Source organism: Rhizobium sp. P2_G2 (assembly GCF_056403555.1).
In genome coordinates this window covers 1-23165 of sequence record NZ_JBFUFF010000034.1, presented here as the reverse complement: position 1 = coordinate 23165, position 23165 = coordinate 1, and the positions used below count along the sequence as shown (strand labels likewise).

The window sequence follows — 23165 nt, the reverse complement described above, 5'->3', positions numbered from 1 at the left end:
CTTCAGCTCCAGGTGCGATCCCAGGAATACTCGTCGTCCCAGCGATCCGTAGGCTGCCAGATGCCGGTGACGCCCGGCTGCAGATGCTGCGCGATCACTTCGTCGACGACGTCGTCGATCCCCAGGCCCGGTTTATCCGGAACGGTGATAAAGCCGTTTTTCACCAGCGGCTTAGGAAGGCCGGTGACGATTTCGTCCCACCAATCGACATCGACGGAGTGGTATTCGAGCGCCATGAAGTTTTCGGTCGCCGTCGCGACATGTGCGGCGGCCATGGCAGCGATTGGACTTTCCGCCATATGGATCGCCATTGCGACACCATGGTCCTGCGCCATATCGCCGATCTTCTTGGTTTCGAGGATACCGCCGCTGGTGAGCAGGTCCGGATGGATGACGGAGACGCCGCCGCTCTCGAGCAGCGGCTCGAAGCCCTCCTTGAGGTAGATATCCTCGCCGGTGCAGATCGGCGCCGTGGTGGCGTCCTGCAGCCGCTGGTACTGCTCGGTATACTGCCAGGGGATTACATCCTCGAGCCATGCCGGCACGTATTTTTCAATTCGCCTGGCAAGGCGAATGCCGTTCTGTACCGAGATGTGGCCGATATGGTCGATGGCGAGCGGAACATCCATGCCGATGACCTCGCGAACCTCGGCGATATATTGCTCAAGCAGGTCGAGGCCCTTGTCGGAAAAGTGGAGGCCGGTAAACGGATGCGGGATATTGTGCAAATCGTAAGTGGCATTGCGGATGCGCCGCTCTTCAATGGTCTTCAGCGGTCCGCGACTGGGACGCTCGCGATACCCTTCCAGTGAGCCGGCCGGAAACACGACCGCACCGGGGACATCGGCGATCTGCATCAGCCCCAGATCCATCTTGAGGAAGGTGAAGCCGAGTTCCATGCGCTCCCTGAGGCGCTTGCCGGTCTCGGTGCCGCTCGGCACGGTGGCGTCTGTGTCGCAGTAGACGCGCACTTTGTCCCGAAACCGGCCGCCGAGCATCTGGTAGACAGGGACGCCATAGGCCTTGCCAGCGAGGTCCCACAATGCAATTTCGACCGCCGAGACGCCGCCGCCTTGCCGGCCGTGCCCGCCGAACTGCTTGATCCGGCGAAACAGGCGGTCGATGTCGCAAGGGTTCTCGCCCAGCAATCTGCTCTTCAGCATCAGCGCGTAGGTAGCGCTGGCGCCGTCGCGCACCTCGCCAAGTCCGACAATGTCCTGGTTGGTGTAGATCTTGATGAGCGCCGAGGTGAATGGGGCGCCGACGATCTCGGCGACCCGCATGTCGGTGATGCGCAGGTCGGACGGCTTGGAATGCGCGTTTACCCGATTGAGCGCCTCGTCGGCTCCAGCTGCCTCTGGCATGGTTCGTCCTCTTTCTGGTCGGCGGAGTATGTCGCCGCGTATGCTGGGGCAGCGTAGGGGTTTGTCAGCCCAGCTCGATCTCGTGGCTCTGAAGATAGTCGCGGTTCATCTCGACGCCGAGACCAGGCCTCGACGTAAGCTTCAAGTTGCCGTTCGAAACATCGAGTGGTCTGTCGATGAGGTGATCGTATTTGCCCAGGTTCCACTCCGATGTTTCAAGTTTGTAGAAGTTGGGAACGGTCATCATCACCTGCGCTCCGGCAATCACGTTGATCGGCCCTGCGGCGTCATGCGGAGAGACTGGAATGTAATAGGCCTCGCACAGGGCCGAAATCTTCTTGAGCTCGGTAATGCCGCCGGTCCAGGTGACATCAGGCATGATGTAGTCTGCGAGCTTGTTCTCGAGCACCGGAACGAAATCCCACTTCGTGTGGCCGCGCTCGCCCCACGAGATAGCGGCACTGACCTTGTCACGGACCTGCTTGAGAGCGTTGAGGCTCTCGGGCGGACAGGGCTCCTCGAACCAGTCGATCTGGCCCGCTTCCTCGAGGCTCCGACAGAGGCGAATGGCGGTGGGCACGTCGAAGCGGCCATGCGCATCGATGAGGATGCCGACATCGGGGCCTGCTGTTTCGCGGATTAGAGCCGTGAGTTCGGCGGCTTCGCGCTCGTCCTTGCGGGTCATGCTGCCATCGAGGTAGCCGTCCCGCTGTTCGCGAAACTGTCCGTCGGCGGTGCGACCCTGTTGGGGGAAAGGATCGAACTTGAGCGCCGTGTGGCCGGACTCGACGATGTCTCGAATTTCCCGGACCACAGCCTCCTTGCTGGTAAATCTCGCCTGGTTGGGATGGGTGTAGAGCGCGATTTCATCGCGTACCGCTCCGCCCAGCAGCTCGTAAATCGGCTTGCCAAGGACTTTGCCTCGGATGTCCCAGAGGGCGATGTCGATGGCGCTCACGCATTCCACCGCGGCGCCGCGGCTGCCCATATAGGTGAAGCTGCGGAATATCTTGTGCCACAGATACTCGATACGCGCCGGGTCCTCGCCCGTCATTGCGGCACCGATCTGCAGCAGAATGGTGCAGAGGGCGCGGTTAGCGAGCTTTGTCGTGGTGGTGATCTCGCCCCAGCCGCTCACGCCCTCGTCGGTCGTTACCTCTACGAACAGGTATTCTCCCCAGTAGGAAGCATCGGACTTGATTAGCCACGGCCGAACGCTGGTGATCTTCATCTCATCTGCCTTTATCCGAAGTGGTCGGGATAACGATTTTCCGGGCTGTGTTTCTATCCTGCCCGAGCGGCGCTGCGCGCACGCATGTGTTCGAGGATGTGCCGGCCGGAGCCTTCGACATGGCGTGCAATAAGCTCGGCCGCCTCGTTGGCATTTCCCGCTTTTACATGCGCGATGAGTTCACGGTGCTCGCTAAGGATCGCGGCGCGCCGGGCGAGCGTGAAGTTGAAACGCCGGCTCACGGCTCGCAGCACTTCGCGATGCTTCCACCAAAGTTCGGCGGCATGGCGGTTGTAGTGCCTCTGATACATTACCGTGTGGAAGGCGGTGTCCAGCTCGCTGTGCCTGAACGTGTCGGCGAAGTTGTTCTCTTCAATCAAGCCTTGGATACGTTCGAGTTCGGCAATGTCCTCGACGGTGGCCATATTCACGAACCATCGCGTCAGTGCCGGCTCGATCAAGACTCCGATCTCGTAAATGTCCCGAACGAAATCCTGGTCTATGGGCCGGACACGCGCCCCGCGGTTGGGAATAAAGGTGACAAAGCCCTCCCCGCGCAACAATTGCAGGGCCTCGCGCACGGGGTTGGTCGAGGTGCCATGGCGCCGCGCGAGATCGGTGACCACAAGCCGTTCATTGGCGGCGAGCCGACCTTCGATGATGTCCTCCCTGATCAGTTGATAAAGGGAGGCACCCTCGCTGGAGGCTCCGATAGCGTCGATCCCCTGGGGTGGCTCCGCTTTGAAATCGCTCGTTTCGGCCAACACTACCCCCAAATCATACACACATTGCTCGATATCACGCAAAATTCCCACAAACAATGTACGATTTATCTTGTTGACAGGCAATCTACGATCTGAAAACGTATAAAAAGCTCGAAGGGATACATTCATTGAGATGGTCCCGCGGCCGGCGCGCAAGATTACCCGCCTCGACGCAGAGCGAATGGGAGAGGATCTGGAGGATACCCAATGACGAGGATTTCACTCGGCGGTGCCGTCCTGCGCGGCACTGTCCCCATTGCTTTGATGGTATCGTTGATGTCCGCGTCGGCGCAGGCTGCGCCGCCAGTCGACTTGAAGAAGTGGTCGCCCCAATATGTGCGCTCCATTGCCGGCACACAGGATTTTGACACGGCGGGCGATTGCGCCAAGGTCACCCCGCTCGACTATAAGGGGCGGCTGACATTCTGGTATCAGGGCGTTTTCGAGGGCGACCCCGATCTCCTGCGTCAGTATTACAAGGAATTCTTCCAAACTTTCCGCAAAACCTATCCAAACATCCAGCTTGAGGAACAAGCCCTCACCTATAACGACCTTCTGGACAAGTTCCGGACGGCGCTGCTGGGCAATGCTGGACCCATGGCGGTCCGCCTGCAGATTCTTGGTGGCACCGAGTTCGCGTCAAAGGGCTATCTGCAACCGCTCAAACCCGAGGATGTCGGATATTCGACCGAGGACTTCTGGCCCGGCGCAATGAAGGCCGTGACCTGGGAGGGGGTGACCTACGGCATTCCAACCAACAACGAGACGATGGCGTTCATCTGGAACGCCGACATCTTCAAGCGTGCGGGCCTCGATCCGAACAAGGCTCCGGCAACCTGGGACGACGTCGTCAAGTATTCCAAGCAGATCCACGACAAGCTCGGAATTCCAGGCTACGGCCTTGTGGCCCGCAAGAATGCCGGCAATACGCCGTACCGCTTTATGCCGCAACTGTGGGCCTATGGCGGTGGTGTCTTCGACGAAGCCAGCGCGAACCCGACTTATAAGCAGGTCGAGCTCAATAGCCCGCAGAGCAAGGCGGCGCTGCAGGCCTCGTACGATATGTATGTTCGCGACAAGTCGGTTCCGGTTTCGGCGCTGACCAACCAGCAGGCCGATAACCAGCCCCTGTTCCTCGCCGGCCGGCTCGGCATGATGGTTTCGCATCCGTCCGACTACAACGTCATGCTCGACCTGCAGAAGAAGGCGACGGGCGCCGACAAGGAAAAGGCGCAGACCGTCATCGACAACATGCGCTACGGTCTGATTCCGACCGGTCCCAACGGCAAGCGTGCCGTCGTGTTCGGCGGCTCGAACATTCACATCCTAAAGCCCGAATATGTCGAAGGCGGCAAGGTAGATGAGCCGGCTGCAAAGGCTCTCATCTGTATGTGGACGAGCCCCGAATGGTCGCTGAAGATGGCCTATGCCGGCTCGAACCCGGGAAACCTTAATGGGTTCAAGACCAAATGGATGAAGGAACGTCTGAACAATATCAAGTTTCTCGATGTCACGACCTCGATGCTGCCATACGGCATCCCGTTCCCGGCTCTGCCGCAGTCCCCCGAGATCATGAACATCATCGTCCCGGATATGCTGCAGAATGCGCTGACCGGAGCCATGACCGTCGACCAGGCAGCGGACGACGCGGCCAAGAAGGTGAAAGACCTGATGGAGGGCGGACTCTAGTCCCAGCGTGAGCACGATCTGACCGGCTGCACCGAGACGGCAGCCGGTTTATTCCGAAGAACAAGGGCACGCCACAGTGACGATCTTGATCGGCAAGGCCGAGGCTCGCGGGAGACTGCAATCCGATAGGCCCAGCGTGCTGCGAGCGGTCTGGGAGCATCGCGCTGACTACGCGTATGTGCTCCCGGCGATCGCCGTAATGCTGATCGTCATAGCCTATCCGATCTATTACACGATCGAGCTGTCGTTCTTTAATACGCCGCCTGGCCTGCAGCTCCGGGACAAGATTTTCGTCGGCTTTGGCAACTACACCGCCATCCTCACAAGTGCGGTGTTCTGGAGGGTCACCTCGAACACCCTTATCTGGACGCTGGTATCCACGTTCATGTCATTTGTCCTGGGATTTGCCAGCGCCCTGGCGCTCCATCGCGACTTCGTCGGCCGTGGCCTCCTGCGCGCCGTCCTGATCATTCCCTGGGTCATCAGCGCCGTCGCCGCGTCCTATATCTGGAAGTGGATCTACCATTCGGACTTCGGGATCATCGGCGCGGTGCTGGTTGGCCTCGGCTTGGCCGACCGGCCGCCGAATTTCATCGACAACGTCAGCACCGTGCTGCCGTCCCTGATCGTCGTCAATGTCTGGCGCGAGTTTCCGTTTGCCATGATCATGATGATGGCCGGCCTGCAGACAGTGCCCGACCAGTTGCTGCGCGCTGCAAAAGTCGACGGAGCCAATGCATGGCAGCGGTTCTGGCACGTCACGTTCCCGCATTTGAGAAACGTCTCGACGGTGACGATCCTGCTGCTGGCAGTGGCCAACTTCAACTCTTTCATCATCCCCTGGATCATGACCGGCGGCGGACCATCGAATGCATCGCATATCTGGATCACTCACATCTACGAGCTCGCCTTCGGCCGCCAGCGCTGGGGGGTAGCATCGGCCTATTCGGTGCTGCTGTTCCTGATCCTGATGTCGCTCGGCTACTTCTACGTCCGTGCTCTGAGCGGCAATGAGCGCAAGGATGGGGGGGCATGAGCACGATTGCCGAGACTGCTCCTCGACGCCGGACCCGCCGCGGTATCCGCATCGACGGATGGCGGTGGGGCGGACGTGTCTTCCTCGCGTTCATGCTGCTTTACACGGCGTTGCCGATGATCTGGATGCTGATCACCTCGATCAAGTCCGGCTTCGCGGCCATGCAATTCCCACCGCAATGGTGGCCTGACCAACCCACGCTTGCCAGCTACCAGAAGCTGCTCGATCCGCAAAACAGCGTCGGCCAGGACTTCCTGCGCTTCTTCTGGAACAGCCTTTTTGTCTCCACTGCCACGACCATCCTTTCGGTGATCGTGGCCGTTCCTGCGGCCTACGCGTTTTCGCGCTTCACCTTCCCAGGCCGGAATTTTCTGTTCTTCGCCGTCCTGCTTCGCAACATGTTCCCGGCAGTGATCTTTCTCGTGCCGCTCTTCATCCTGATGCGCGCGATCGGGCTGGTGAACACGCATGGGTCACTCATCCTCACCTACCTCACATTCGGCCTGCCGCTGGCGATCTGGCTGCTCAAGGGCTTCTACGACAATATCCCTGTGCAACTCGAGCAGGCGGCGCGCATCGACGGAGCGACGCGGTTCCAGGCCTTTGTCCTGATCGTGATGCCGCTCTCGGCGCCAGGAATCATCGCCACGGCGATCTATTCCTTCATTGGCGCGTGGAACGAGTACATCTACGCCTACACCTTCCTCTCCAAGAACGAACAGTTGACACTGCCGGTCGGCATCCAGCGCTTCTTCTCGGAAAACACGACGGATTTTCCCGGCCTGATGGCGGCCAGCTTCATGATGAGCGTGCCGGTCGTGGTCCTGTTCCTCGTCCTGCAACGATATTTCGTACGCGCCCTTACCGAAGGCGCAGTCAAGCACTAGGGAGTTGCCGGTGGCCTATGTGGTCCTCAAAGATCTGGTCAAGACCTATGGCAGCTTCAAAGCGGTYAACAATGTTTCGCTGACGGTCAATGACGGCGAATTCGTTGCGCTCGTCGGCCCTTCAGGCTGCGGCAAGACAACCACGCTCAATCTCGTAGCGGGGCTTATTCCCATCACATCGGGCGACATCGTCATCGGGGACAGGGTGGTCAACGACCTCGACCCCAAGGACCGGGACATCGCCATGGTGTTCCAGAACTACGCGCTCTATCCGCAAAAATCGGTCTATAAAAACCTGGCGTTCCCGCTGCAGATGCGCAAACTGCCGAGGGACGAGATCGACAGGAAGGTGAAGGAAGCGGCGCGCGTGCTCGACATGACGCAGCTGCTCGAGCGCAAGCCGCGCGAACTTTCGGGTGGGCAACAGCAGCGCGTGGCCTTGGGGCGTGCGCTGGTTCGAGATCCGGCGGTATTCCTGATGGATGAGCCGCTCTCCAACCTCGACGCAAAGCTGCGCGTGCAGATGCGGTCTGAGATCAAGCGCTTCCACCAGGACCTCAAGGCGACGATCATCTATGTGACGCACGACCAGCTCGAAGCCGTGACCATGGCCGACAGGATGGCGGTGATGAACGGCGGCTTCCTGCAGCAATACGATTCGCCGGCGCAGGTCTTTGCACATCCGGTCAACATGTTCGTCGCCAGCTTCGTCGGCAGCCCGGCGATGAGCCTTGTTCCGCTGGAGGCATCGACGGCAAACGGCAATACTGTGTTGACCAGCGCAGAGGGCTGGCACCTCGAGCTCTCCCCACGCAATGCCCAGAAAGTCGCGAAGGCAAACACCAGGAAAGTGGTGCTCGGCGCGCGTCACTCGACGATCAGGCTGCACAAGAGTGCGGTGCCGGGAAGCATCCCTGCCAAGGCATACACGGTGGAGCCGACCGGAGACGTCACCTTCGTACAGGCGTTCCTGTCCGGGGCCATCGTCAACATCAGCGTGTCGCCGACCATTGCTTGCGCGCCGGACGAGCAGATCTGGCTCGAATTCGAGCAGGAGCGGATGCATCTGTTCGACGGCGAAACTGAAATGGCTCTCAAAGCCGACTGAAACAGAGCGGGTGCGTGTGGAACGAGGGCGTGTATGACTATGAAGCTTACGATCACTGCCATCAAGCCTTATCCAGTTTGGGTAGGAACACGCAACCAGATGCTCGTCAAGGTCGAGACCGACAATGGCATCTTCGGCTGGGGCGAGAGCGGTTTGAGCGGTCGCGAGAAGGCCGTGGCCGGTGCGATCGAGCACTATCGGGAGTTTGTCATTGGCCGCGATCCGATGCAGATCGGTCGGATCTGGCAAGAACTTTATCGCAGCCAATATTTCGAAGGCGGGCGCGTTCTGCAGGCGGCGATTTCCGCCATCGACATCGCCCTTCACGATATCAAGGGCAAGGCGCTCGGCGTGCCGGCCTACGAACTGCTGGGCGGTAAGCAGCGCGACCGCATTCCCACCTTCGCCTCGACCGGTGACGAGGCCGAGGGTGATGCCGCCATCGAACGAGCCCGCGAACTGCGCGCACAGGGGTGGCAAGCGATCCGCTTCTTCCCCGTAGGGCAAAAAAGCAAGGACGTCTTCGAGCCGCGCGAGTCGATCGGCGCGACCGCAATCATGTTGAATAAGGCGCGCGAGGCGTTGGGCGACGACGTCGTCCTCGGCATCGACTATCACCATCGGCTATCGGTGGCGGAGGCGGCGACCTTCTGCAACAAGGTCGGCCGTGGCGTGCTTGATTTCCTCGAGGAGCCGATACGAGACGAGACGCCCGAGGCCTACGAATGCCTGCGCACGATGACCGATATTCCGTTCGCCATCGGCGAGGAATTTGCCAGCAAGTGGCAGTTCCTGCCCTACATCGAGCGCGGCATCCACCAGTTCAACCGGCTCGATGTCTGCAATGTTGGCGGGCTCACCGAAGCGGCGAAGGTCGCTGGCTGGAGCGAGGCGCATTATGTGGACCTGATGCCGCACAATCCCCTTGGCCCGGTCTGCACGGCGGCGACCATCCATCTGGCCGCCGCGGTGCCGAATTTTGCTTGGCTCGAGACCAGGGTGCCTGAAGCAAAGCTGGGCTTCGACAATTCCAGCTTCTTCCCGGTGCAACCACGGCTCGACGGCCCCGACTATCCGGTCAGCGATCTGCCGGGGCTCGGCGTCGAGGTCAACGAAGAGGCGGTCAAGGCGGAGAGCTTTCGCTTCTGGGAAGCGCCGCACCTGAAGCGCCGCGACGGTTCTGTCACGAACTGGTAGTTCTTTCATTGGAGTCTACAATGACACATACGCCCGACATCAAGCGACCACCCAAGGATCTGATCGACGCATTGAAGGGGATCGGCGCCGCGACAATCGCCGGCACGCTTGGCCATATGGGCTTCCGCAATCCGCATATGGTCGGCCCCGTGCCGCAGAACCGCGGAAAGTCGATCGTCGGACCGGCGCTGACGCTGCAATTCCTGCCGCAGCGGCCGGACCTTTTCAACGAGGGCGAATATGCCGATCCGGAGACGCAGTTGCACCGGCACGTGCTCTATCATGCGCAGGATGGCGATGTGGTCGTGGTCGATGCGCGCGGCGACATGAGCTCGGGCGTCTTCGGCGATATGATGTCGACCTATTTCAAAGGCAGGGGCGGCGCCGGCATCGTCATCGACGGGTGCATGCGCGACCGGCCCAATGTCGAGAAGCTGGATCTTCCTTTATGGCTGCGCGGCTGGACGCCCAACTACCATGTGCAGACCAGCATCTATCCCAATGCCGTCAACGTCCCAATTGCCTGCGGCGGCGTCACCGTCATCCCCGGCGATATCATCGTCGCCGACGACGACGGAGCGGTCGTCGTTCCAGTCGCAATGGCCTCAAAGGTCATCGAAGAGTCGCAAAAGCATCATGATTGGGAGGAGTTCTCGCGAGTGAAGCTTATGGAAGGCGGGTCGTTGCAGCGCTATTATCCGCTGCATGACGATGCCCGCGGAGAGTATGAAGAGTGGCGCAAAACAAACCGCTTGGGGAACCGCAGCTAACCTGTGGAGTGCCCTGGCAACACAGCCGTGAAGTCTAAAGGCGTCACTGGCCGGCGATGTCGGCCAAACATGTGTGTTCCACTTCGGGGATCATAAAGCAGGACCTTTTCCATGGTTGTTGATTATCGCCTTGGTTTGATCCGTATTTCCACTCTGCTCTGATCCACATTGCCATTCTTAAGCATCTGAATCACACCATCAGTTTAAGCGAACTGCTGGGTCAGCGAGAAACCGCACAGTGGATCAATCAGGGCTGGAAAACAACAGTCTCGGCATAATGATCGGCCTTATCAATTTCAGGGACAAGTTACTACTCGGCTGAGGTGTTAGGGAACTTGCGATCCCCGGTTTCGTTTTGCAGCCAGGAGACCGCCGCATGGAAGATCCACGCCACCCTCGACGCCGCTTAAACCGTTCCTCGCAATGCGAGCAGACGTTCGAAAGCTTTTTCCTCGCGGTCACCGACCTCGCTGACGACGCGGGCTGGACTCCCGACCTTACGTGCAGCCCTACCTTTCAAGCATTGTGGGCGACCGCCGCCGCGAGACAATTTGGTGCTTAACTTTCCTGCTGGAGCGCCGCTTGCTCAAAAGGTATCCTGAAAACCGTGGCTGTGATGGGCACTTGGACCCCGACTCGCAGCTTCCGAAAGACATTCTCTGGATCGATCTGCTAAATCCCAACGCCGAGGAGATTGATCTCGTCGAAAGATCGGCGGATGTTCGTATCCCGTCGCGCGAGGACCTTGGCGAAATCGAGGTGTCGAGTAGGCTCGTCAAGACCGAAGACAAGCTTTATCTCAGCGCTCCCGTCGTAGGTCAGTTGACGCTTGAGGATGCAGAGCTCTCGCCAGCGGGTTTCATAATTGGCCGCGATTTGCTCGTCACCATACACTACGAGGAACTTCCCACATTCGACGCGGTGTCTGCACGGATAGGAAGCGATGACTCATTGTCCAGCAGCATTGCCATTTTCGTGGCCCTCCTCGAAGCGATCGTCGACCGCGGCGCTGACGTTCTCGAGCGTTTGGCCGCGGCTGTCGATGAGGTCTCCAAGACGGTTTTTCGCGGAGACCTGCGAGGGTCAATTTCCCCACGGAACGCAAATTTTACACTGCGCAGGGCTTTGGCCAAAGTCGGGGCGCTTGGAGATCGTTCATCGAAAGCAAGGGATGTTCTGCTGGGCGTTGGACGAATCGCAACATTCACCGCGGATACTTGTCATGAGATGCTGACGGACGATCATCGTGATCGACTTCAATCGATCTCGAAAGATGTGACCTCCCTGAGTGATTACGAAACGCATCTCTCGGATAAGACACAGTTTCTTCTGGACGCGGTGCTCGGTTTTATAACCATCGAGCAGAACGACATATTCAAAGTGCTGACCATTGCCTCCGTGGTGGGAGTTCCACCGACACTTATGGCCGGGATTTGGGGTATGAACTTCAGGGTGATGCCGGAACTCGGATGGAAATGGGGTTATCCATTCGCCTGGTTAGTTATCATTCTTAGCGCTGTTCTGCCGTTGCTCTGGTTTTGGCGCAAAGGCTGGTTCTAAAGCTACGGGTTGGCTATTGGCCCCGGAAATTCTCAGAGACCGCAATCAGAAAGGGTCCACCTCGCTTGGGCAAATCTTTGGCGTTGGGACCGCACCCGAGCCCTGGGGACAGTAAATGTGTTGCCGGCCAAGCGCTGAAAAAAGTGGTATAGTTGCAATCCACCTAAGACTGCAATGCATATACTGGTTCAGCCACCGGAGGCTGCCCGGGCCTATCGGAAATACCCACCCCCCAGCCGAACCCTGGGGTACGAAATTACGCCAGATTAGACCAAGTTGGTTGGTGAGGCCTCTCACGACGAGCGCCCAGAACTTGACCGACGGGAACCATAACGCATCGCAAGAATTCATAATTTGGTCGGCGATGAGGTTTCGCTTCGGAGGATCGAGCTGCCGGAAATGACTGACCCTACCCCCTGGCTCGCGAATACTGCCGTGTCGATGAGGCCGAAATTGCTGCGAACGACGGGTGGACCATGCCCAAGCCGAAATTCATGACGTTCGATTGCTATGGGACGTTAGTGCAGTGGCACGCGGCCTTGCAAACTGCGGTTCGCTCCGTCCTTCAGAACAATCTCAAAGTCACCAATGTGGATGAGGATCAGGTCACCGGTACGGTCGACGCGCTCCGCACGTTGTCAATGGACCAACAGCAACGTCGACCTTTTCGCGATTACGAGACTGTCCTGCAGTCCAGCTTGTCTGAAGTGATGGCCGCAAAAGGACTGGCGTTTCGTCCTGATCACGGAGAAATGCTCCTGTCACACCTGCGAACCATCCCGCCTCATTCAGAAGTGCCGGCTGCACTGCAGCGCGTGCGAGCCGAGTTTCGTCTTGCGATCATCGGCAACACGGATGATGATCTGACAGCAGGAACCGTCGCCGGGATTGGCGTTCCGATCGACTATGTGATCACTGCTCAACAAGCGAGGCCCTACAAGCCCGATCATCTGCTGTTCCTACATGCCCATTCTTTCATAGGTGCAACACCTGGGGAGACTGTTTTGGGATAGGACAGGTTACCGACCTAAAAGTCTGCCATGAACTCGGGATACGCGCTGTGTGGATTGACAGGTTGGGAGAAAGGCTCAATCCGCAGTGGACGCCAGACGCTGTATTGCCCGATCTGGTGGGTCTACCGGAGCTACTCGTCTGAGCGCGAGGTGTCGCGGCTACCGAGCTTGCGTATGGGGCCTCAATACCGGTAACAGACCCTATCAGTCATTCCATCAAGATCATGTGATTTGTCTGACAGTCGGTTGTCGGCTTCGTGCGTCGTTCATACTGGTGCGACGAAGACCTTTTCCGGGAATGCTCTTTCGACCACTTCGAGGAAAGCGCGCACCTTGGCGCCAATCAGCCGGCGTGAACTCTGCAACGCCCAAATCTCCACCGACGGACCGGCGAGCACTCCCCAATAGGCCAGCCTGCCGGCCTCGATGTCGTCGGCAACGAGGAGCTTCGGCAGCATGGCTGCACCGGCGCCCGCCAGCACCGCATCTCGGACCATAAGCAGCGAAGAGAGTCGTAGAATCGGTTCCGGCCTTAAGACGATGTCCGTCTCCGTTCCGGAACCAATCCGCCAGAGGGTCCCGGGTGGTGTCGCGGAGAGCAGGACAGCTTTTGCCGTCGTTTCCTCGCCATCCAAGTCGGGGGCGGGGCGCGGCATACCGGTTGGTGCAACGATCAGGCGTTCATCGTTGAGAAAACGGCGGCCGACGAGGCGTTCGTCCGGCGACGGATCGATCCGGATGATCAGATCGTAACCATCCTCAACCGGATCGACCTTGCGGTCCTCGGCAACGATTTCGAGCTGGACCTCGGGATAGGCCAGAGCAAAGCGTGCGCCGATCCGGGGCAGCGCGACATGCGCGAAGACGACAGGTGCGCTCACCCGTAACCTTCCTCTCGGCGTGGATGCGCCAAGCACGACCGCCTCACCGGCCTCTGCGACTTCACTCAGCAGTCCGTGCGTTCGATCATGCAGCGCCCGTCCTTCTTCCGTCAATCGCAAGTTCTGCGACCCGCGCTCGATCAGCCTGACGCCGAGGCTCTCTTCGAGTTCGGCGACCCGCCGTGACAGCGTGGCTTTGGAGCGGCCGGAAACGCGGGCGGCGCGGCCGAACCCATTATTGGCCGCGACGAGGTCGAAATCTGACAAAGCCTGAAGATCCATCATGGTGTTCCGTTTTCGAGACAAGCAATCTCGATATTGGCACCTCCTCAACGAAAATGAAACGGCTATCTTGTTCCTCAACAGATGCCACCCACACCAACAAGGAGATTTCGACGTGACCATTCTCGTGACAGGCAGCACAGGCACCATCGGGGCGCAGGTCCTGGCCCACCTTCAAACGCGCAACGCCGACGTCCGCGCCCTGACGCGCTCACCGGAGACGGCGCAGCTTCCTGCCGGCGTGACGGCAGTCCGTGGCGATCTCGCCGATCCAGACTCGGTGCGCACGGCACTGCAAGGCGTCAGCACCCTGTTTGTGCTCGCCCCGAATGTCGCCGATGAACTGACACAGGCTATGCTGACCCTGACAGTCGCCCGTGAAGCCGGCGTCAAAGGCATCGTCTACCTCTCGGTCTTCGGCGGCGACGCCTATGCCGACGTGCCGCATTTCGCCGGCAAGTACACGGTGGAGCGCATGATCGAGGCGCTTGATCTGCCGGCGACGGTTCTGCGTCCCGCTTACTTCATCCAGAACGATCTTCGCCAGAAGGACGTACTTCTGAAGGCTGGCGTCTATGCCTCGCCGATTGGCGGAAAGGGCGTCTCGATGGTCGACATCCGCGACATCGGCGAGGCCGCCGCGATCGAACTGGTTCGCCGTGAACAGGCCCCCACACCGCTCGGCCGCGAAACCTACGCCTTGGTTGGTCCAGACAGCCTCACCGGCGAAGGGATCGCCACAATCTGGAGCGAAGCCCTCGGCCGGGCGATCCGTTATGGCGGCGATGATCTCGTTGCGATGGAGCAGCGCATGAAGACGATGCTGCCAGCCTGGCACGCGCTTGACCTGCGCCTGATGTTCAGCCGGTATCAGACGGAGGGCGCGGCGGCCAGCGCTGATGACATCGCGCGTCTAACCAAGCTGCTCGGTCGTGCGCCGCGCTCCTATGCCGCTTTTGCCAAGGATGCCTCCGCCCAGTGGGCGAAGGGCTAAGCTCGCACCTCACTCCTGCCCCACACATGAACAAAGGAGACTTGCGATGATGACGATCCAACCCCTCTTGGCCGAAGACATTGCCGCAGTGGCCGCGATGCGACAGGCCGCCTCGGCTCATAAGGGCGAGCCGCTCGGGCCCGAGGCGCGGCCGATGTTTGACGCCATGTTTGCCGCAACACCCGCCGCTCCGGATGTGCGGGTGGAACCCGCCACTGTCGGCGGCATCGAGGGCTTCTGGCTACGGCCGGCGAATGCACGACCCGGCGCGCGCATTCTCTATCTTCACGGTGGCGGCTATGTGCTCGGCTCCGCCAAGACGTTTACCAGTTTCGTGGGCCAGATCGCGGCACGAGTCGGCGCGGATGCCTTCGTCCCGGAATACCGGCTGGCGCCTGAGCATCCTTTTCCGGCCGCGATTGATGATGCGGTCGCAGCCTATCGCGGCCTCGTCTCAGACGGGACTGAGCGGATCGTGGTCGTTGGCGATTCGGCAGGCGGCGGTCTGACGCTGGCGCTGCTCTCGATCCTCGCTTCTGACAAGACCAAGGGCATAGTGCAGCCGGTGGGCGCAGCCGTGATGTCGCCCTGGGTCGATCTAGCGCTGACCGGCGACAGCTTCGAGACGCGGGCGGAGGCGGACCCGATCTTCACGCGCGGCGTCCTCCAGGGTTTTTCCAACATGTATCTTCAGGGCCAGGATGCCGCCAACCCCAAGGCGTCGCCGCTCTATGCCCAACTCGGCGGCCTGCCGCCGATCCGCATCGATGTCGGCGACAATGAGGTGCTGCTCTCCGATTCCATCCGCTACGCTGAGCGGGCGCAACCTGCTGGCGTGGAGATCACGCTGTCGATCTGGGCGGGCATGCCGCATGTCTTCCAATCCTCCCTCGGCCAGTTCCTCGCAGCCGAGAAGTCCGTCAATGCCATCGCTGATTTCCTCCGCCAGCGGCTCGATGCCCCGTACGACGCCGTCGTCCCGTCCAACCCACTTAAAGGAGCTTGATCATGACACGCGTATTGTTTGTAGGCCAGACGCCGGAAACCGTCGATTTTTCCGATCCCTCCCTGCCACCAGGGTTCAATGCCGAGAAAATCCAGGGGGGCATCGACATCGCGGAGACGACCATGACCGAGCGCGGTTGGGACGCCGACATCTGCATGATCGCTCCCGATGACAGCGGTATCGCCACACTGGCCGCGCAGCTGGCGACCGTGGACTACGATTGCGTCGTGATCGGCGGCGGCCTGCGCCTTCCGCCCAAAGGGTTGCCGTTCTTCGAAAAGGTCGTAAACGCTATCCACCAAGGTGCGCCGAAGGCGGCGATCGCATTCAACACCCGTCCCGAGGATACGGCGGAGGCCGCGGCGCGGTGGGTCGGCGACGGCCATCGCTGATTTACTCCACCAGCGGAGCATTGATGCTTCCCTGTCCAACAGCACAACTTCAGAGGTTTGACATGAAAATTCTGGTATTGGGTGCGACCGGCGCCACCGGCCGGCTGATCGTCGGCAAGGCCGTCGCAAACGGATACGACGTCGTCGCCCTCGTTCGCTCCAGGGCAAAAGCCGCCGACCTTGCCGGCGCCGAACTGATCGAAGGCGATGCCCGCGATCCCGCAGCGCTTACCCGCGCCATCGCCGGCTGTGATACCGTCGTCAGTTCGCTGGGCACGGCCATGAGCCCATTCAAGGAGGTGACCCTGCTTTCGACAGCAACGCGCGCTCTGGTCGGTGTTATGAAGCAGCAGAACATTCAACGGCTTGTGTGCATCACCGGGCTCGGCGCCGGCGACAGCCGCGGCCATGGCGGCTTCTTCTTCGACCGGCTGCTCCTGCCCCTGATGCTGCGGAAGGTTTATGAGGACAAGGATCGCCAGGAAGACCTTATTCGGGCAAGCGCGCTCGACTGGACTATCGTCCGGCCGACAGTGCTCAACGATAAGCCCGCGCGCGGTGGCATCAAGGCCTTGACCGACCTTTCTGGCGTCCATGGCGGCACCATTGCTCGATCTGATGTTGCGGAATTCGTCGTACAGCAGCTGACTACCGACGCGTGGCTACGCAGGGCGCCGTTGATCACCTGGTAGGATCATTGGAAGCGGCCAATGGAGCAGGCGCAGCCAGCAACAGAGGGCGCACTTACAGGTTACTCGCGGCGTTAGCCGGGTTATGTCCTCCCGCCGCGCTAAGGCAAAACTAGTTAGCATCGACCTTGCGACGAGGTTGCTGAGTTTCTGCCACCAACTGTTCATGATGAGATCGGGGCTGGGCTGTCGGTCGCTGTTCGCAAAAGCCATGTGCGGTTTCCGCCGTGGGTTCGAGAGCGGAGGTAAGGATAACCTCGCGGTGCCCGGGCGGTGCGCACCGAACCATGAGGCGAGCGTGTGGCGGCTGGCGTGGTGGGGTAGCTCGGTGTCGCAAACGACGACATCAATATCCCTGTGTTCCAGCGCCGTCCGGGCTTCCTCGCCGTCGGCGATCACTCGATAGCCACAGCCGCGCAGACATTTGGCAACCTTGGTGCGTTCGATAGGATCGCCCGTGACCAGCAATACACTTGATGTCGACATCGCCGGGCCTCTCAGCGCGACACCGCAACGATTTCGTGTCTTGCCTCTGCCGACGCGGCTTATGTCAGGTCCAAAGCTTCAAGGTCGATGGCGTGACCCGTTCGATCCGACAGAGTGTTAATGTCGTTGCCCGGATGTTATGCGTACCGGGCAAAGCCGTTCGAACGACTAGGGACATGACGTTGAGTGACGACATCGGAAGGCGAATCTGGCAAGCGCTGGAGCAAGCCGCGGCAGCTAAGTCGCCCTTCAACTTCCTTCAGCTCGCGACGGTTGGCCTCAACGGATCGCCTCAGCTGCGGACAGTCGTTTTGAGGCGCTGCGACCGGACGCGGGGAGAACTGACGTTCGTGACCGACGTCCGATCGCCAAAGATCAGAGACATCGAGCACGAGCCGCGGGTCAGCCTTGTGGGCTTCGACTCCGCCGCGATGGTACAAATGCGGTTGTCAGGAGCCGCCGTTGTGGTTTCTAGCGACATCGAGCGTCGCGCAATTTGGAACTCGCTGAGGGGTCGTACGCTCGTCCTTTTCGAAGCACCTCTTCCGCCGGGAACGGCCGTCAACGATGAAGGCCGTCCCTTGGCCGAAATACTGACCGGGCCGGATGAGCCCTTCGACCGTTTTGCTCTGGTGACGGTGACCTTGTCACGGCTGGAATGGCTCGACCTTTCCTCCGTCCACCACGTTCGATGTGTGCTGAATCGTTCAGGAGAGAGCTGGATAGCTACGAGACTTAGCCCTTAAGACTCGCGTCGGACTTTGGACCACGTCCACGCCCGGAGTTCGTCAACAGCTTCTGACTTCCTGTAGCGCGGCTTGACGAAGCGAAGTGCCGGAGGCCGCTGCGTTAGATGGGCTGGCACTCGCCTACACATTCGAAAGCTAAGTCTCGCACCACCGGCCCGACTGCCACTGATCCGGGTCCTACAGGACCGGTGCCAGCCGTTTCCTGGCTACCACCTCTACTGCTCAAGCCAACAAACGTCGGCATTCGCCCTGCTCGTCGAGGGCTCCGGAATAGGGGATTGATTGCGCTATGGAACAAAGCGGGCATGTATGGAAAATGACTCAGAGCGTGTGAAAACTCAAAATCAAATTTTTGACGGAGAACCTAATTCCGAAATTTTTGGCTCGAGGCCTGTCTTTTACTAACGGTGGCCTACCGGTGAATAATTCTGAGCATCATTTTCTATCAGGATTTTTCGCCGATGAGGTTTCACACGGTCTGGAGCGGAAACCGGACATCAAATCCGGTCCGGAAACTATGTCAGGTAGTCTAGCCAGGAGCGCCGTAGCGTGAAGCGGCTAGTTGTCCCTGGCACCTCTTGGCGGACACCGGTCGGCATCGCTGTTTGGTGACGTGCGAGCCTCGACAAGGTTATCGGCGCTGCATCCGTCAGTCATGATAGCTCCGCTTCGGCACGGGAACCTTAGACTCCTCTCTCCGTTGGGCTCGCTTCAAGAAGGAGAGAGTCATGAGAGCTCTGGTATGGCACGGCAAAGAAGATATCCGGTGCGACGACGTATCGGACCCGGAGATCGAACATCCGCGGGACGCGATCATAAAGGTGACGAGTTGCGCCATTTGTGGCTCCGATCTTCATCTGTTTCATAACTTCATCCCCGCCATGGAGCCGGGCGACATCATGGGGCACGAAATGATGGGCGAAGTGGTGGACGTTGGGTCCGAAGCGAGTGGAGCGCTTAAGAAAGGCGACCGCATTGTCATCCCCTTCACAATCAATTGCGGGCAATGCGAGCAGTGCAAGCGCGGAAACTTCTCCGTTTGCGAGACAACAAACCGAAACAAGGAGATGGCGGATAAAGTCTTTGGCCATACGACGGCTGGACTTTTCGGGTATACGCACCTTACCGGCGGCTATCCGGGAGGTCAGGCGGAGTATCTCAGGGTCCCGTTCGCCGACAAAACGCACATCAAGGTCCCTGACAGCCTGACCGATGAGCAGGTTCTCTTTCTTGGCGACATTTTCCCGACAGGCTGGCAAGCCGCTGCTCAGTGCGACATCGAGCCTACCGATACGGTAGTCGTTTGGGGCTGCGGCCCCGTGGGTCAGATGACGATCCGCAGTGCTGTGCTTCTCGGTGCCAAGCAGGTCGTGGCGATCGACTGCATTCCCGAGCGCCTTTCCATGGCTGAAGCTGGTGGCGCGATCACCATCAACTTCAGCGACGAGAGCGTCATCGAGCGGCTGAACGAGCTGACAAATGGCAAGGGACCCGAAAAGTGTATCGATGCCGTCGGCATGGAAAGCCATGTATCGATGAGCCAGCCTGACACTTTGATGGACCGCGCCAAGCAGGTGGTGATGCTGGAGAGCGACCGTCCACATGTCCTGCGTGAGATGATCTATGTCTGCCGCCCGGGCGGCATAATCTCCATTCCTGGCGTCTATAGCGGCCTGGTCGACAAAATTCCGATGGGCATGGCGATGAATAAGGGGCTGAGCTTCCGGATGGGGCAGACGCACGTCAGGCGCTGGACCGACGATCTTTTGCGCCGCATCGAGGAAGGCCAGATTGACCCATCTTTCGTCATCACCCACACCGCCCGGCTCGAAGATGGTCCCGAAATGTACAAGGTGTTCCGAGACAAGCAGGACAGCTGCATCAAGGTTGTTCTGAAACCATAGAGAGGGTTCTGAAATGTCGTTTCTCACGAACATAATGCGTTTGGAAGGCGATCCGAAAATCCTCTGATCCGGACCAAGCTCGCTAAGCTCTTCTGACCGGCTGGCGCGCAATCTCGGCTGGTTCAGCATTGGGCTGGGCCTCATGGAGATTTTTGCGGCCAGGGAAATTACCAGCGCACTCGGCATGCGCGGCAAAGAAAACCTTGTTCGCGCCTTCGGAGCCAGAGAGATTACCTCGGGATTCATGACGCTGTCGGTCGACAAACAGGCAGGACTTGCCAGTCGGATAGCAGGGGACGCGCTGGACATTGCCACACTTGCCACCTCCATACATCCCGGCAACCACAAGCGCGAGAAACGCGATCTTGGCAATGCTCATGGTCGCCGGCGTCACTTTCCTCGACTTCGTTGCCATGGGTGCGAGCACAGCTCGCCACTCGAGCCGCCGAGGCCCAAGCCGTGACTACGGTGACCGATGCGGTTTTCTCGCCAAGGGCGAGATAAAGTGGAGTTGACCCGTGTGAGGCGCAACCTAGACTGATCTGCCGGACCGCTGCTTGACGCGCCAAAGAGAACGGCGGCAATCGCCTTGGTGATGGCGTAACCAATCGGTCGGGCAGCGACAATGGGGATCGGGGCAGCGGCGCGCGGCGCCATTGCTCATCACAATATGAAATCTGACTTGCCGAGATCCTGGATGTCGACGTTCTGCAGAACCAGCACGTCGCCAAGGCCGTCATCACACCAGGTATCCCTGCCACGCGCTTCAAGCAGCGCCATCACATCGTGGAACGTGTCGACACCCTTCAATCCAGAGAGGTCTATCGCGTCGTGATTATGCCCCCTGGCCTTGAAATCTTCGATCGTGTCGTCGCCGTCCCCCTTGGCGAAAACGAAGGTATCGGCGCCTGCATCGCCTCTCATCGTGTCATTGCCTCTATGCCCCGCAAGGCGGTCGTTGCCGGAAAAGCCTTCGACAAAGTCATTGCCGGAACTTCCGGAGAGCAGGTCGTTTCCAAGCAGATTGCTGGACATGTATTGGGGGACGAGTTTAGTCGAGTTCGAGAGAACGTGAATTGCCTCTTTCACCGACAGGTCTATGCCGGAGATGATCCCTATTTGCTGACCATCGGACAATTCGACGATTTTTCTCACACTGCCCGCACGGACACGACCCAATGAATCAGTCGCGAAGCCGGATCCATGCACCTCGAATGTGCCGATAGAAGTCTCTATATCGAATTTTGATCTGCTGAAATGGGCCGCGTCCCAAAGGGTGATCGTGCCCATCTCGAATGGATTGTCATGCGTATTGATCGCGAAACCGGATTTCCAGGTGACACCCATGACTTCGCCCTCCAGACCTTTGCCGCGCGCAATCGTGGCTGCGGCATGTACGATCGCCAACATCGGCAATTTTGGCCCATTATTGAATTAGTGTTCATGAATATACATCGCTCTCTTCCCGGAGGAAATGCCCTCGCGAGTGGAAGAGCCTGGCAGGAGTTAACTACATATCGTTGAACAGAACGCCGGCTTTTGCTTTTTGCCCAAGCAGACCCAAAGACGGCTGAGCGGCACGTGACGCTTGACAGGTGATCGTGTTTTGCCTTGGTATCCCGTGTCAAATCATCTACGCAGAACCTGCCCTATCGCATAAAATCCCATGCCTGATCTCCCGCCTTTCAACTCAACCATGCTTCGAACCCGTGTAAGCCTGACATCCATTGGAGAACTCTGGAGCTATACCGTCCCGTTGGAGCGAGCGGTGCGTGTCGCTGTCGAAGAATGGGACGGGGAGCGCCAACGCAAGGCCAGAATCACCTTCCCCGACGGATCGTTTTCTGATCTCTACCTCGATCAAATCCAGCTGCTTTACGAAGAGCTGGGCTGAGCGCGATCCCTCTGCCTAACTCCGCGGCGCCGATTGCGCCTTTGGAGGCGCTGTCTGTCTCGATCGGTTGCCGGCCTCACGGTTCGGCGCTGGCGTCGCGAGCTATCGTGAAATTGCCGCGGCCGCGTTCATTGCAACTTTCGAGCCCTGATCGCAGCCGCTATTTCCGGTGCGCCCATTTCTTCGGCGAGTGCTGCACACGCTTACGCTCTCTCGATATCGGAACCATTATTTTTTCGCGAGCTGCAGCCCTTCCATTCTGAGCACTGCAAGAACTTCTCCCGGGCCGCAACCGATATCTTTGGCTATTTGGATCGATGTCAGCCGCGGGTCCTGCTGGTGTAACTCTACAATCTTTTTTCGACGCGGCACGTGGCGAGCCCTCTGTTGAGACGACTCACACAATACATTACCGCAGTTTATGGTTACTAAGGAGCAGGAAATTCAACCTAACGGAGATTCTTCGTCGTCTGGAATTGCGCCAGAAACGCACTAAAATTAACTGAAGCGGAAATGAGAGAGGTTCAAATGCCATTCGCCGGTTTGGTAATGCAGCCGCACGAGCTCGAAGTCGTGCAAGCTGTCTTCAAAACCGTCGTCGCTGACCCCTGGTTTGAGAGGGAGCCGGCAACTGAAAAAGCGTTCGCGGCGTTCGTCTTGCGCGCTTATCACGATGGTATCACCGAAGCGGATCGGCTGGAGGATTATTGCCGCAAGGTGGCGTCAGTTCGTTATAGGCGACCGTCTTGAATATGAACGATGAAAGTGAATAGCGTCCGTTCAACCAGACGCACAAAGCAAAAAAGAGCCCCTTAGCCGGTCAGGGCTCCGAGGCGTCGTAAGTCCAACCACGGCGGCGGGATAAAGACGGGGGGCGCAATCGGTTCCGCTGGCAGACCTTGGACAATCAAACAGCGGGGCCCATGCCGCCCGCCGGGTCGGATCGGTCCGATTGCCGAGTACGTTCGGCTATTTCGGCGGGAGTTGCGGCACCACCCCATGATCGGCTAGGCCGTAGACTCATAACGCGTTGATCCAGATGCGGGTAGCAATGATTTTGGCGGCGGCAAGGAAATTGGCTGGGTTCTTGTCGTAACGTGTTGCCATAGCTCGATATTGTTTGAGCTTATTGAAGAAGCGTTCGACGAGATTTCTTTGCCGATAGACCCATCGGCTGAAGGAAAAGCTGTCCTTGCGATTGCTTTTGGCTGGGATATTGGCCCAGGCCTTCTTTTCCTTGGCTCTTTTCCTTGGCTTGTGCACGCAATG

General features: G+C 59.2%; 23 protein-coding genes. 16 read left to right on the top strand and 7 right to left on the bottom strand.

From position 1 onward, the window contains the following. Positions 1-2: 2 nt before the first annotated feature. The 3 genes from AC1D06_RS22225 to AC1D06_RS22215 all read right to left on the bottom strand — a co-directional run bounded on the left by AC1D06_RS22225 (position 3) and on the right by AC1D06_RS22215 (position 3359). Entirely contained in the window at positions 3-1364 is a 1362-nt protein-coding gene (locus AC1D06_RS22225) for a mandelate racemase/muconate lactonizing enzyme family protein (RefSeq protein WP_477987980.1), read from the bottom strand. Positions 1365-1428: 64 nt separating this feature from the next. Beyond that, a complete protein-coding gene (locus AC1D06_RS22220) occupies positions 1429-2595 on the bottom strand; it encodes a mandelate racemase/muconate lactonizing enzyme family protein (protein WP_477987979.1) in 1167 nt (388 codons plus the stop codon). Positions 2596-2648: 53 nt separating this feature from the next. Beyond that, on the bottom strand, positions 2649-3359 hold the full coding sequence (locus AC1D06_RS22215) for a GntR family transcriptional regulator (protein WP_477987978.1): 711 nt from the start codon (positions 3357-3359) through the stop codon (positions 2649-2651). Positions 3360-3566: 207 nt separating this feature from the next. Between AC1D06_RS22215 and AC1D06_RS22210 the strand changes: the two genes are divergently transcribed. The 8 genes from AC1D06_RS22210 to AC1D06_RS22175 all read left to right on the top strand — a co-directional run bounded on the left by AC1D06_RS22210 (position 3567) and on the right by AC1D06_RS22175 (position 12619). Continuing rightward, positions 3567-5048, top strand: coding sequence for an ABC transporter substrate-binding protein (locus tag AC1D06_RS22210; protein WP_477987977.1), 1482 nt, complete (start codon positions 3567-3569; stop codon positions 5046-5048). Between the two features lie 76 nt (positions 5049-5124). Then, positions 5125-6084 (top strand): carbohydrate ABC transporter permease, encoded by a 960-nt coding sequence (locus AC1D06_RS22205; protein WP_477987976.1) that lies wholly within the window; start codon positions 5125-5127, stop codon positions 6082-6084. Next, a complete protein-coding gene (locus tag AC1D06_RS22200) occupies positions 6081-6971 on the top strand; it encodes a carbohydrate ABC transporter permease (RefSeq protein ID WP_477987975.1) in 891 nt (296 codons plus the stop codon). The genes AC1D06_RS22205 and AC1D06_RS22200 overlap by 4 nt, the downstream gene beginning before the upstream one ends. A 10-nt stretch (positions 6972-6981) precedes the next feature. Further along, complete coding sequence (locus tag AC1D06_RS22195; protein WP_477987974.1) at positions 6982-8079, top strand: ABC transporter ATP-binding protein; 1098 nt, start codon at positions 6982-6984, stop codon at positions 8077-8079. A gap of 33 nt (positions 8080-8112) precedes the next feature. Then, the gene (locus AC1D06_RS22190; protein WP_477987973.1) at positions 8113-9276 is read left to right on the top strand and encodes a mandelate racemase/muconate lactonizing enzyme family protein; all 1164 of its coding nucleotides are present in this window, start codon (positions 8113-8115) and stop codon (positions 9274-9276) included. 20 nt (positions 9277-9296) lie between these two features. Next, positions 9297-10046, top strand: coding sequence for a ribonuclease activity regulator RraA (locus AC1D06_RS22185; protein ID WP_477987972.1), 750 nt, complete (start codon positions 9297-9299; stop codon positions 10044-10046). 501 nt (positions 10047-10547) lie between these two features. Next, positions 10548-11606: a magnesium transporter CorA family protein gene (locus AC1D06_RS22180; RefSeq protein ID WP_477987971.1), complete on the top strand. Its 1059-nt coding sequence runs from the start codon at positions 10548-10550 to the stop codon at positions 11604-11606. A 476-nt stretch (positions 11607-12082) separates the two neighbouring features. Continuing rightward, a complete protein-coding gene (locus AC1D06_RS22175; protein WP_477987970.1) occupies positions 12083-12619 on the top strand; it encodes an HAD family hydrolase in 537 nt (178 codons plus the stop codon). 266 nt (positions 12620-12885) lie between these two features. Here AC1D06_RS22175 and AC1D06_RS22170 read toward each other — a convergent pair whose 3' ends face one another. Continuing rightward, entirely contained in the window at positions 12886-13782 is an 897-nt protein-coding gene (locus AC1D06_RS22170) for a LysR family transcriptional regulator (RefSeq protein WP_477987969.1), read from the bottom strand. 115 nt (positions 13783-13897) lie between these two features. Between AC1D06_RS22170 and AC1D06_RS22165 the strand changes: the two genes are divergently transcribed. The 6 genes from AC1D06_RS22165 to AC1D06_RS22140 all read left to right on the top strand — a co-directional run bounded on the left by AC1D06_RS22165 (position 13898) and on the right by AC1D06_RS22140 (position 20002). Further along, positions 13898-14776 (top strand): NmrA/HSCARG family protein, encoded by an 879-nt coding sequence (locus tag AC1D06_RS22165; RefSeq protein ID WP_477987968.1) that lies wholly within the window; start codon positions 13898-13900, stop codon positions 14774-14776. A gap of 49 nt (positions 14777-14825) precedes the next feature. Continuing rightward, a complete protein-coding gene (locus AC1D06_RS22160) occupies positions 14826-15782 on the top strand; it encodes an alpha/beta hydrolase (protein WP_477987967.1) in 957 nt (318 codons plus the stop codon). 2 nt (positions 15783-15784) lie between these two features. Then, positions 15785-16174 (top strand): hypothetical protein, encoded by a 390-nt coding sequence (locus AC1D06_RS22155; protein ID WP_477987966.1) that lies wholly within the window; start codon positions 15785-15787, stop codon positions 16172-16174. A gap of 62 nt (positions 16175-16236) precedes the next feature. Continuing rightward, a complete protein-coding gene (locus AC1D06_RS22150; protein WP_477987965.1) occupies positions 16237-16866 on the top strand; it encodes an NAD(P)-dependent oxidoreductase in 630 nt (209 codons plus the stop codon). Positions 16867-17531: 665 nt separating this feature from the next. Beyond that, the gene (locus AC1D06_RS22145; RefSeq protein WP_477987964.1) at positions 17532-18095 is read left to right on the top strand and encodes a pyridoxamine 5'-phosphate oxidase family protein; all 564 of its coding nucleotides are present in this window, start codon (positions 17532-17534) and stop codon (positions 18093-18095) included. A gap of 731 nt (positions 18096-18826) precedes the next feature. Further along, positions 18827-20002: a zinc-dependent alcohol dehydrogenase gene (locus tag AC1D06_RS22140; RefSeq protein ID WP_477987963.1), complete on the top strand. Its 1176-nt coding sequence runs from the start codon at positions 18827-18829 to the stop codon at positions 20000-20002. Between the two features lie 82 nt (positions 20003-20084). On the opposite strand, the gene AC1D06_RS22135 is transcribed toward AC1D06_RS22140, so the two are convergent. Then, positions 20085-20381 carry a hypothetical protein gene (locus tag AC1D06_RS22135; RefSeq protein WP_477987961.1) on the bottom strand — a complete coding sequence of 99 codons (297 nt, stop codon included), beginning with the start codon at positions 20379-20381 and terminating at the stop codon, positions 20085-20087. Between the two features lie 284 nt (positions 20382-20665). Next, positions 20666-21412 (bottom strand): hypothetical protein, encoded by a 747-nt coding sequence (locus AC1D06_RS22130; protein WP_477987960.1) that lies wholly within the window; start codon positions 21410-21412, stop codon positions 20666-20668. 358 nt (positions 21413-21770) lie between these two features. On the opposite strand from AC1D06_RS22130, the gene AC1D06_RS22125 reads away from it, so the two are divergent. Next, positions 21771-21896 (top strand): hypothetical protein, encoded by a 126-nt coding sequence (locus AC1D06_RS22125; RefSeq protein WP_477987959.1) that lies wholly within the window; start codon positions 21771-21773, stop codon positions 21894-21896. A 528-nt stretch (positions 21897-22424) separates the two neighbouring features. Continuing rightward, a complete protein-coding gene (locus AC1D06_RS22120; protein WP_477987958.1) occupies positions 22425-22646 on the top strand; it encodes a hypothetical protein in 222 nt (73 codons plus the stop codon). A gap of 270 nt (positions 22647-22916) precedes the next feature. On the opposite strand, the gene AC1D06_RS22115 is transcribed toward AC1D06_RS22120, so the two are convergent. Beyond that, positions 22917-23165, bottom strand: a 249-nt coding sequence (locus AC1D06_RS22115) for a transposase (RefSeq protein ID WP_477987957.1), incomplete at its 5' end; no start/stop codon positions are given.